We start from the raw sequence: 9924 nt of genomic DNA, 5'->3' as shown, positions 1-9924 counted from the left end.
GGACTCAACGATATGGAGATATTTGTAGGTCTTACCGTCCGGTTTCTTTGTGGATACAATTTGGGCGAACAAGAAGGTCACCACCGCTCATATTCATACCTACAATAATACCGAATATACCGCACAATGTAAAGGCAGATTAGAAATTTAGTTTTACCTACACTATTGGGACCTAAACGTTACGGAACCACGAAAAAACCGCGCCGTAGCGCGGTAGTGGCCTCCGGCCAAAGGCCTGTTACTGTCAAACATGAGTTCCAGTGAATGTACTCGAGCTACGTTAGGTACGCGGTCACTGTGTGGGTTCGGCGTTTTTCGTCGGGCTCATGTGGACAAAAAAATACCGGCCTCTCGTGCCGGCTGGCCGGTGTTGGCACTGCTTTACTTTTCGATATCCAGCACATCGCCATTTTCATTCGTATACACACTGTACTTGATGTGGTTCGATCCAATGATAGTGTATACGCCACCTCCTTGATATTCGGAAACAGCTTTCCCGTTAAAATAAACTCCCAATACCCCTGTTTTATCTTCTTTAGCAAATTGACTCTCCATAGAACTTAAACGAATATCATGATCAGATGCTTGTTCATTGCTCGGATCAACACTGTGAGTGGCAGTAACATTGGAGGATTGCGAAGTCCCGTTGTGCTGTGTCAGGAACGAAAAATGCGATGACAATAATGATTGATAATAACAAACGTTTAGAACAATCAAGAATACCGCTACTATTCCGGTAAGGACAGTAGGACGACCCACATTTCCATCCGATGTATAAAATAGGAAGAATGCACACAATACAAACAATACGATACTCACCACCAGCAACATAAACTTCACCTCGTTACCAGTTTCTTTTCCTGAGAGATGTTGAACCAGGTCTATTACATTCATTCACAAAATCCCGCTTCAGGCCTCGTAGGTCACAGTTCGTGTTGCGGACGGGTGCAGGTCATACGCCTCTCCCACGGGAAGTAATTCCCACACCTGCAACATGGACACACGCTCACAATGTTTCCACACTCGGGGCACTTCGGATCATTCGCGGCGCTCATTCCTCGATCACCTCTACCTGAGCCGCCCGGGGGCAGTAGTAGTCGTATCGAAGTACGCTGCCATTGCGCTTGCTGAAACGGGGCACCCGGACAAGTACCCGATCTCCCTGCATCGGGAAAGCCACGTCCGTGTCGAACTTCCTCTGCGACCTCGGCAGTTCTGCCGGCAAGTAGCGGAACGCACTCTCCCCGGGCCTCACTACGGCTACCACCTCGCCCTCCTTGTACCTCCATCCACCTCCGCCGTGGCTGTCCCATTTCACCCTCGTGCCCTCTTGGATGGTCAATCCTCGCTTATCCTGTACAGTTTGCGCCGCCATCCACATTCGCCTCCTTCAGCACCATTCGAACGCCTATGCCTTGTGAATCCCGTGTCGCGCCCATTCAACAAAACGGTCGTACACCCTGCCAGCTAACCTTCCCACACGAGAAATTACCAGAATGATGAATAATACATATCCAAACATGAACAATGAAACCTTTTCTTCGAACGGTGGTCTTGTTTTAGTGAAGATGTCGTATACCACGGCGTATACAATGTTGAAAATTAAGCACCCAAGTGCCACGAGCAAGAGATTTAAGGCCTGATTGCTTGTCAACGTCTTTTCTGCGTCTTTCACAATTAACCATATCCATCCAATACCACCGAACATTATTGAGAGAAGACATGATATACCAATTGGCAAATTCCAATCATCTTCTGGACCCTCAGGTTTGTTAATTGCCAGACCCACGAAACCAAAACATGCTACTCCGAACATGACTATCACTGCGACGGGTATCCAATTCATGCTCGCAGTCCTCCTCATTGGTTATTCCTCAACATGGCTATAATCAATATGTTTACTTCAATCAGGTACTTCAGATATAAATCTCGCAGCAATAGAACTTGTAGAATTCAGAAAGAAGTGCTATATCGCCACCGTGAAAAAATGAAGATACCTGTTTAACCTGCAATGAACGGGATACTAAACTGAAACATCAATAATGCCACCACCGTAGTCCAGAATCCCACCGAAAAAATTGTTTCTCCCCAATCCGGAAGCTCCCATTCATGATTACGGATATAGTGAATGCAGATAGACATGCCAAGCATGACCCCGCCAAACACCATGGGGGTCAAGGCAAACACGAAACCATAGTACCAATCACGCATCACCATGGCAGCCTACTTCCTTCCCCTGTTGGGTAGAGTGGGTTCAAAGAAACCCCTCCTTTCAAGCGAAGGAGTGGGATACAGAAAACAAGCAGGAGTATTGCTATTAAAATCATTTTTCAAGGCATCTGTTTGATCGATGAGTGGTTTGAGTATCCACCCCATAAAAGCAGGCATGCATTTGACGAGACAAATAGTGATCATGCAACTTGCGAGGAGATGAGGTCCTAAGTCTTTGGCAAACTGGTCTGCGTTCACTTGTAGCAGATTTACTGGCCCAATGTGAGACGGGATAAGTACATAGATGCCTACAGCGGCCGCTAGCAGACTGAATGCGATGAATATCAAGTATCTTAGAGACGCTTCTTGAACCTGCTGGATGTACGCGTTGTTCACTTTATCACCTCATCTGCTCATCAGCATATGGCGCATATTTGCCTCGCTCGTTCCGCACGACTTGTCCCTCTTGAACGAGTTCTTTGAGCGCGGTCATTACGCGCGAAGAAGCTGACCGATACGGGAATCCAAGGCGCAGACCGATGTCCGTGGGCCCGACCGGTTCACCGCGCTGATTGTACAATTCCACCAGGGCGTTCCAGACCTGCGTTTTCCGTTATGCCTTGTCCATGTCTGACCTCTTTCCAAGCATCTTTGGCAAACCTCACTGTCTTGCATCAGAACTTTCGCTCTGGCATTGGGAGCGCCATGACCTTTCGTTGATCTGATTCATTTGCTTCCTCAACCACCACATTGTAGGCGCTAATACTAGACCTACAAGCGCGGCAATCAACAGAGCCGCAAAGGCGGGACCGAATTTGTTCGCCAATAGATTAGACCACGCAACGACTACGAGATAAAACCCGAAAAACAAAAGTGGGATACAGAAAACAAGCAGGAGTATTGCTATTAAAATCATTTGAATCCTGTCAAGTGTATCCACGCGTCGTTTCCTCCTGTGCCTGCCTCTTCGCGTAGCTTTCAGGTAGCCTTCACTCATCACGATTCCTCACCTCCAGTTTCCGCGATGTCTTCCCGCAGCCTCCAGGAGTTCAATTCAGGTCGGTTTTCGCTTACATTATCTCTCACACCTGGATTCCCTACAGGTGTTTTTGACACCGATTTATGGTTGGTCACGTCGAACTCGGAACTAGCTTGTCACTGGGTAATCTGAAACTTTATCGGCTTCTTGCTGTGCTTCGCTTTGGACTTGGAATGCACCCGCACGTATTCACGACACTGTACGGCGGTTTCTTCGTCTGGAAACACGTCTGTTTCTAAAACAGCCTTGATGATTCGTAAATACATTGGTCCACTGATGAACGAGCATTTAATTGCGCCATGTTTGATCTCGAAGCAGATGAACGGTACATCATGAGGGCGGTGGCGAATTCCAATGGAGACTTGCATGTCATACCAAAAGTCCACCGGCCAATGACGTTGCGATTTCCAATTGCGCACCGACAACCAAGGATCTGATTTTGCACCGTACGCGATTACAGCGATGTCCGATCCATCAACCCGAAAAGTCCCAACATGAACGCATTGTAGAAAACCTTCAGCAATATCCAGGGTGTCGCCGCGGGATGATTTTGTTGCAAACTTTGCAATCGCAGTATTCACAAACCCTTGGACTTCCTTGCCGATGTGCTGGAGTATCGAATCCGCGTTCCGTACTTGACCGTCTCGTAGTTCACACACCTCGATGTTATACAGCCGGCCATCACGTTTGAGATCGAAAGTAAACCCGCTAATGGAGTCCAATGAACTCACCACAATGCCTCGATGGTAGCCATCATCCAAGCGGATAGTGGTGCCCTGAAACGTACAGTTGTGGTCAGGGAACAATGCTGCAAGTTCTGTGCATGGAATATTGAAACGTGCCATGCCCACACCTCCCGATTGGTTATCCGTCTGCACTTACATGGTTTCAACCCGTTCGGTTCTCGCTCATATTGTCTCTCATATTTGGCATCCCTGCAGGTGATTTTGACACCGATTTAATTCGAAAATACAACTTTCCATTTTCCTTCCTGCTTTCACACCAATCGTGCTCGAAGTCCAGCAATGCTCGGGCAACCGACGCACGCGGGTTGGCGTAGTGGGTTTCCACTCGTGCGCATATGTCGCGCACCGTCATCCAACCGTCTGAGTCCCGCCGGTCCCGCTCCCACTCCAGTACCTTGCGAATTCGATCCATGGTGAGTTTGTAGGACGTAACGTATCCACCACCTCGGTGCCCTCCTGGTGGTCCATATCGCTGTTCTTCGTGCAGGTGTTTGCACAGATAATCGGTGGCGGCGTGGCGGTTTAGTCGCGCAAGGAGTTGAATCTGAACATACCACCAGTCTTGTGCATGCAACCAGTCCCGTTCGTGATGCTCTACAGTCAGAAGTCCAACACCTTCTCGCCGTAACAGATCACGCGCGTACCAGTTCAAATGGCGTTTCGGTTTCGGCACGGCCGCATACACGTAGTGGGCGTACCTACGCCAGTCCACGCACTGTTCAATCAGGTCTAACGAAAGCGAGGTCTTCAACTCGACGACCACGAGAATGTTCCCAAGTCGGCCCACCACGTCAGCTCTCCGGTCGAACTGGACCTCGCTGTACACGGTGAAGTCGCGTTCTTCGAGCCACTGCTTGATGGGCTCAAAGAGGACTGTTTCTTTCAGGGCTACGGCCATCATCCTTCACCTCCAGCGTGTCACCCGTTCCGTACCATCGCACCACTCACACCGACTGGTGTCGCTTGGCTCTGGAGTTTCACCTGATCCATTGCACATCGGATAATCGTCTACGTGCGACAGTGCCCCCAGCGCTGGTCGCAGTAGCCCGCTCAATCGCCTCCAATTCGTCGACTGCGTTAGCCAGTTGCACTGTGGTCCTGGAATTCAGCCGATGATGTTCAATTGCTTCGTCCTTGTTCGTCGCCAGCGGAAGTCTGTCAATCAAGCAATTGCGCCACTCTTTGCTGCCTGAGCTACCCGCTCCAGGGCCCCCTCCTTCTCCGTATCGACAACCGACAACGCGGCATATCCGGGCTGTAGCCACGGCTCGCCCCTCAAAATGTGCGTCACCAGTCGAGTGCAACTTCTACCTGTGTATTGCCCGGTTTCTGGGTCGTACTCGCGGAGAATCAGCGTGTCGCCAACTGCATATCCACGGTCGTCCTTCCGCAGTTCCACCGTCTTCTCGCCTCGCAAGAGCGGCTCGAAGTATTCGGGCCACGTCTTGAGTTCATGCGTTTCCACGTTCAATCGCCTCCAATGCCGCTAATGCCTCGTCAATGGCTTCGTCTGCCGCGTCTATCTCGTCGGATATCCTTGCGTGCCACTCTGCTTCCGTCTCGCCGTCGCGTCTCTCCGGCAGCGTACGAAGCGCAAGTTCATCGCGATGCTTGATCGACCGGTACAACCTCTCCAACGCCTCCAGCCTGCTGCGGTCCACCACCATCAACCCGGCCTGCTCCATGCGCTTCAGCCGCGCCTGACCGACGATGGCTTCCGCGCGGGCACGGGGATCCGCAATGTCGTCATATGCGCTGGTCACTCGCCGTCACCGCCCTCAATCGGCTCACACTCCGAGAGACAGTCCCAACATACCCAGCCGTGTTCATCGTTGCCCGACGCTATCTCCGTAGAATCGCAGTACAGGCACTTTCTCTGCTGCTCCATCCCTCGCACGCTCCTCTCCGACGGCACAATATCAACGAATATTTCTTCGCCAGCCTCGTAATAGCCGATCGCACCGAATGCCTTGTCGAGGATGTACTGTACAGCAGCAATCATCTCCGGTGTCATGGCTTCGCTTAGCCTCTCTACGGCTTCGTCATACAGATCCTCAGTAACACTATCGATATAGTCATCCAGCATCTTCCTCGCGGACGGCCTCCAGGTGCGTTCCTCAGCGATATACAGCGGCTTATATTTCTCAGCCGACACGCTATCGACAATCATTTGGCGGATGAATTCTGCCGTCTCCAACGTATTCTGACCAGTAATTAACAATGTATCGTCTGACAATTCACTCAACCACTTCATCCCTCACACGCTCCTTTTCGTCTCTGGATCCACGCGCGCGTCCAACGTCTCGTACTGGTCCTCGCGCGTAGTGATACCGAGCCCAGCAAAGGCTGGGACGTTCCGCGATCTCCAGCCAGTCCAGCAACTCAACTGACCTAACCATCAGTACCTTCACATGCGCGGGTTTCAGAATCCGGTCATCCCCACCCCCTGGCCTCCACGATGAGAACCTGGCTCAAACGGGGACAGTAGTAGTCCCAGCCGAGAACTTGCCCGTCTCTCTTCCGGACCCGCTGCACCCGGACCAGCACCCGGTCGATCTTCGCCACATCCGTGGTGAACATGGCCCGCCATTCCTTGTTCGGCTTGCCCGATGGCAGAAACCGAAACGCCGACAGCCCAGCGGGGATAACTGCCACCACTTCGCCGCGCTTTTCCTTCCACGAACCCTGCGATTGGCTCTCCCAACGCACGAGGTCACCGGGCCTAAATGGCGTATCAAAGATCTTTCGGACCAAGCTCGCACCCGTCTCTTTCTCCATCTGTGACCATCTCCGCATATGTGTGCATTACGCAGAACGTACCGCTGAACGCATCATGCGTCCGTTTTCTCAAGTGGCCGAATCCAACAAATATCCTCCATCGGATATCGAATCTCCCCAATATCGTCCCACTTAACTAAGAAGCCCCGATCATCTAATTCCAGAATCGTACCAGGAGCTTCGGTATCTGAGTCACATACCCGATCTCCGACTTCGATGGGTATGTCCGTAGCTTCGTATCTCCGCTGTCTCATCCATTTGTCGGTGTTCCTTGCCAGATCCGCAATCATCATGGCAAAGTTTGCGACGTCTGCAGCTTCGCGGATGATGACTTCCGGAGCCCCTGGATTCATCATGGCCGCTTGGAGTTCGGCTGCTTCTTCTCGCAACCGACCCAAGAGCCACCAGGGATCGCACCTATTCCATCCGCCCTTGTGGGCATTTTCGTCGAGTTTTCCCGACATCTGCTCCGCGAACCATGCAATCTCAGGTCTCACGTCCATCCCTCATACGCTCCTTTCTCCATCCCGTTCGGCCACCGCACATCTGTTGCATAGGTCCGGTTCCACCCAGTAACACCCGCCCTCACAAGCATGAGACTCGGTGCAGCCACAAACACGGCATTTCGATTCCGCTGGCTCCCTGGTCACTACTGCAACGGCACAGCCGACATCTTTCAGCGACTCATCGGAGATACATACAGGGCAGACGATATGGTTATGGTCTTGGTAGGTGGTGTCGACACCGAAAATCACGTTGCACTCTGTGCATTGGTAGATGTACATCTCGTGCTGCTTCATTCATCATCCCGCCTTAATCGTTTTAGTCCATTAAGAATTCGATAGAATTGCTTGTTTCGGCGGCGTTGCCATTTTCTCGACTTGCATTTACGGAACCGTGGGCATTGAGCCAACTGTGCCCGCGCCTCGATGGCAAACATGTAGTCGTTAATAATGTCTAGCAGTGACCGCCCAAGGAAGATTTCGATCCCGAAGCCCATCCATACACGCTCCCTTCATCGCCTCTCGGATGACTGTCGTCATCACCACCGAGGCAGCGACGATTCCCGTGATTCACATACCCAGTCACTTCACAACCCCAGCCAGCGTCATCTGCTCCGGCTCATGGAGCGCCGCCCACAATCGCTCAACGCCTCCACCACCTCAACGTCAGCTCCGCACCGCCGGGCCTCCCAGTCTACCTGCCCCGTCTCACCCCGACCGTGCAGGTGCAGGGTGTGATGGGCGTCCTCGCCCTTGGTTGCGGCGGCCTGAATGGCGGCGGTTAGAGCGGCGTCAAGGGCTTGGATCTCGGTGGTGGTCGCCAGGTCCACTCTTCTCCCATGTTATCTCCGCAAATCCTGTACCCATCTGCTCTACTTGGTCTGACTTGCCGCATCTTGGGCAGTACACCGTGCCGTAGAACGGGAGCGAGTAGTACGGCACCATGAACCGTCCGTCGCACACGTTATCGTCTTCCTCACACCGCCAGCACTCGTACCACACGAACCGAGTATCCGTGTCCGGCTCTGCGTTGCCTCGCTGCACCGCCCGCTCGAACTTGCGCGAGTCAAACTTCCTGCGCCATGGCGGTAGCTCAGTCATCTTGAGTCAACCTTCGCATCAGACTGGCCACCGCCACGCGATGTCTGATCTCCTCTTCGAGCGCCCGCTCATAGGCTGCTACAAGATCCGACAGGGACACCATCTTAATCTCTTTTCCCATGAAAGGGTCATCGACTGTCACAAACTCATAGATGCTGTGCGGGCCTGTGCCTTCGTTGTTCTGGAGATTCCTGTAACGAATTGATCCTGTCTCATCCACATAGAGCAAATCGTGCGAATCCGTCCCTACGATTCGTCCAGGCCCTTCGTCGCCTTTCTCGCGTATCATCAGCAACGGGAATCGAAACATCACGCTCAGCCCTCCACGATGTCTTCAATGGTCGTCTTTGGCGCCAGGACCCGAATGGTGTCGCGCCCATGCACCCACCTGGCCGACTCAAATGCCTCTGCGTCACGTATCGGCATCGGCCCCATTGGCCACCATCCGTCCTCACGCCGCACCCATACTACGAACAGTCCCTCTGTCTTTCGCTCCACCGTCGCCATCGCCATCGCTCACCCCGTTTCTACGGCACCTAGCAGCCCATATGAGCCGCGTTCGTGTCGTCCGGGTATAGTTTGTCTACCAGCAGACCCTTCAGAAAGGCGTCTAGCAGCCGTCCAAGGTACTCTTGCTCTGCCCGATAACGCTCGTAGAGTTGGTTGGCACGCTCCGGAGGCGCGTCCTTCATGACTTGCTTGGCCAGTTCGACGCGGCGCAAGGCCTGGGCCAGCTGCCGGATCGCATTGTCACTCCGCATTCACGCGCGCCTCCGGGTACTCGTCCCATGTTCGGCCGTCGAGCATGCGGCCGGCGGCTTTCTTGCCGACGCGGCGCACTGGAAATCCACTACTGCCTGCCCGAACCCAGTCCACAGGGACGAACTCACCCCACTGTTTGAAGAAGAACGGAACCCCGGCATCCTGGCATTGGTCGCGCAGGCTTAGTACCCAATCCGGGTGCATGGGTCGGGCGTTTGGGCCGCTCTCGCCGCCAACGATGACCCAGTGAAGACATGCCTCGTGTCCGAACCCGTCAGTGTGTCCGAACCAATTCATTCCGTCTCCGTCAGGTGAGCCGTACATGGCCTTGGTGATGTCCACCGGACCCAACAACGGCTCACAGCTTAGGAACCGAACCGCCGCCGGCGTCTCCAACAGGAGAGGAATTCGTTCGTCCGCGGCATCCTGGTTCTCGACGCTGACGCCGAGCCAGACGTTCGGGAGCGGCCACACACGCTTCAGATACCCAAACGGTCGATACTCGCTACCACTGCTGTTCAATCTATTGTGGTCCCAGTCATGAGCTGTTACCCCCTCAACGTACTCTGAGAAAAGTACATCCGGGTCGTCCAACACAACGAGTGTATCCACCGCTTTCGCCCAAGCGCGCACCAACTCATTCGGCTGGCGCTCTGTGAAATACGCCTGCATCCGGCCGGGGCGCTTAGTAGGGTCTGCTGAACAAACGGAAAGTCGTTTACTGGCCAGGATTTTGGGGCTCTGATCGCGAATTTATGTGCAAGGGTTTTTGTAGACAGGTCGC

At 53.1% G+C, this 9924-nt stretch carries 16 protein-coding genes; all 16 read right to left on the bottom strand.

Annotated features, from left to right (window positions below):
• Positions 1–381: 381 nt before the first annotated feature.
• Positions 382–831 (bottom strand): hypothetical protein, encoded by a 450-nt coding sequence (locus BM357_RS19530; protein ID WP_139234786.1) that lies wholly within the window; start codon positions 829–831, stop codon positions 382–384.
• A gap of 220 nt (positions 832–1051) precedes the next feature.
• The gene (locus BM357_RS17800; RefSeq protein WP_074956637.1) at positions 1052–1375 is read right to left on the bottom strand and encodes a hypothetical protein; all 324 of its coding nucleotides are present in this window, start codon (positions 1373–1375) and stop codon (positions 1052–1054) included.
• A gap of 33 nt (positions 1376–1408) precedes the next feature.
• Positions 1409–1846: a hypothetical protein gene (locus tag BM357_RS17795; protein ID WP_074956634.1), complete on the bottom strand. Its 438-nt coding sequence runs from the start codon at positions 1844–1846 to the stop codon at positions 1409–1411.
• A gap of 155 nt (positions 1847–2001) precedes the next feature.
• Positions 2002–2217 (bottom strand): hypothetical protein, encoded by a 216-nt coding sequence (locus tag BM357_RS17790; RefSeq protein WP_074956631.1) that lies wholly within the window; start codon positions 2215–2217, stop codon positions 2002–2004.
• Positions 2218–3366: 1149 nt separating this feature from the next.
• On the bottom strand, positions 3367–4095 hold the full coding sequence (locus BM357_RS17775) for a hypothetical protein (RefSeq protein ID WP_074956626.1): 729 nt from the start codon (positions 4093–4095) through the stop codon (positions 3367–3369).
• Between the two features lie 43 nt (positions 4096–4138).
• The gene (locus BM357_RS17770) at positions 4139–4897 is read right to left on the bottom strand and encodes a hypothetical protein (protein WP_074956625.1); all 759 of its coding nucleotides are present in this window, start codon (positions 4895–4897) and stop codon (positions 4139–4141) included.
• 261 nt (positions 4898–5158) lie between these two features.
• Positions 5159–5461, bottom strand: coding sequence for an ASCH/PUA domain-containing protein (locus tag BM357_RS17765; RefSeq protein ID WP_074956624.1), 303 nt, complete (start codon positions 5459–5461; stop codon positions 5159–5161).
• Entirely contained in the window at positions 5448–5759 is a 312-nt protein-coding gene (locus tag BM357_RS17760; protein ID WP_074956623.1) for a hypothetical protein, read from the bottom strand. The genes BM357_RS17765 and BM357_RS17760 overlap by 14 nt, the downstream gene beginning before the upstream one ends.
• Positions 5756–6250: a hypothetical protein gene (locus tag BM357_RS17755; protein WP_074956620.1), complete on the bottom strand. Its 495-nt coding sequence runs from the start codon at positions 6248–6250 to the stop codon at positions 5756–5758. Before BM357_RS17755 ends, BM357_RS17760 begins: the two co-directional genes overlap by 4 nt.
• 179 nt (positions 6251–6429) lie before the next feature.
• On the bottom strand, positions 6430–6774 hold the full coding sequence (locus BM357_RS17750; RefSeq protein WP_083430661.1) for a hypothetical protein: 345 nt from the start codon (positions 6772–6774) through the stop codon (positions 6430–6432).
• A gap of 53 nt (positions 6775–6827) precedes the next feature.
• Complete coding sequence (locus BM357_RS20000) at positions 6828–7271, bottom strand: hypothetical protein (protein WP_217647716.1); 444 nt, start codon at positions 7269–7271, stop codon at positions 6828–6830.
• A gap of 798 nt (positions 7272–8069) precedes the next feature.
• Positions 8070–8378, bottom strand: coding sequence for a hypothetical protein (locus BM357_RS19525; RefSeq protein ID WP_139234785.1), 309 nt, complete (start codon positions 8376–8378; stop codon positions 8070–8072).
• The gene (locus tag BM357_RS17735; protein ID WP_074956616.1) at positions 8371–8691 is read right to left on the bottom strand and encodes a hypothetical protein; all 321 of its coding nucleotides are present in this window, start codon (positions 8689–8691) and stop codon (positions 8371–8373) included. The genes BM357_RS19525 and BM357_RS17735 overlap by 8 nt, the downstream gene beginning before the upstream one ends.
• A 2-nt stretch (positions 8692–8693) precedes the next feature.
• Complete coding sequence (locus BM357_RS17730; RefSeq protein WP_074956613.1) at positions 8694–8891, bottom strand: hypothetical protein; 198 nt, start codon at positions 8889–8891, stop codon at positions 8694–8696.
• A 23-nt stretch (positions 8892–8914) separates the two neighbouring features.
• The gene (locus BM357_RS17725; RefSeq protein ID WP_074956611.1) at positions 8915–9139 is read right to left on the bottom strand and encodes a hypothetical protein; all 225 of its coding nucleotides are present in this window, start codon (positions 9137–9139) and stop codon (positions 8915–8917) included.
• The gene (locus tag BM357_RS17720; protein WP_281245619.1) at positions 9129–9869 is read right to left on the bottom strand and encodes a DUF5131 family protein; all 741 of its coding nucleotides are present in this window, start codon (positions 9867–9869) and stop codon (positions 9129–9131) included. Before BM357_RS17720 ends, BM357_RS17725 begins: the two co-directional genes overlap by 11 nt.
• Positions 9870–9924 lie beyond the last annotated feature (55 nt).

The organism is Paenalicyclobacillus macrosporangiidus (genome assembly GCF_900116805.1).
Classification (GTDB): Bacteria; Bacillota; Bacilli; order Alicyclobacillales; family Alicyclobacillaceae; genus Alicyclobacillus_H; species Alicyclobacillus_H macrosporangiidus.
Note: the sequence above shows the minus strand (reverse complement) of the source record. Positions and strands in the feature narration are given on the sequence as shown.

Excerpts from the sequence above, each read along its gene's own strand:
- BM357_RS19530 (WP_139234786.1), bottom strand. The coding sequence starts at position 831 with ATGTTGCTGGTGGTGAGTATCGTATTGTTTGTATTGTGTGCATTCTTC.
- BM357_RS19525 (WP_139234785.1), bottom strand. The coding sequence starts at position 8,378 with ATGACTGAGCTACCGCCATGGCGCAGGAAGTTTGACTCGCGCAAGTTC.
- BM357_RS17800 (WP_074956637.1), bottom strand. The coding sequence starts at position 1,375 with ATGGCGGCGCAAACTGTACAGGATAAGCGAGGATTGACCATCCAAGAG.
- BM357_RS17770 (WP_074956625.1), bottom strand. The coding sequence starts at position 4,897 with ATGATGGCCGTAGCCCTGAAAGAAACAGTCCTCTTTGAGCCCATCAAG.
- BM357_RS17730 (WP_074956613.1), bottom strand. The coding sequence starts at position 8,891 with ATGGCGATGGCGACGGTGGAGCGAAAGACAGAGGGACTGTTCGTAGTA.
- BM357_RS17755 (WP_074956620.1), bottom strand. The coding sequence starts at position 6,250 with ATGAAGTGGTTGAGTGAATTGTCAGACGATACATTGTTAATTACTGGT.
- BM357_RS17750 (WP_083430661.1), bottom strand. The coding sequence starts at position 6,774 with ATGGAGAAAGAGACGGGTGCGAGCTTGGTCCGAAAGATCTTTGATACG.
- BM357_RS17775 (WP_074956626.1), bottom strand. The coding sequence starts at position 4,095 with ATGGCACGTTTCAATATTCCATGCACAGAACTTGCAGCATTGTTCCCT.
- BM357_RS17725 (WP_074956611.1), bottom strand. The coding sequence starts at position 9,139 with ATGCGGAGTGACAATGCGATCCGGCAGCTGGCCCAGGCCTTGCGCCGC.
- BM357_RS17790 (WP_074956631.1), bottom strand. The coding sequence starts at position 2,217 with ATGGTGATGCGTGATTGGTACTATGGTTTCGTGTTTGCCTTGACCCCC.
- BM357_RS17795 (WP_074956634.1), bottom strand. The coding sequence starts at position 1,846 with ATGAATTGGATACCCGTCGCAGTGATAGTCATGTTCGGAGTAGCATGT.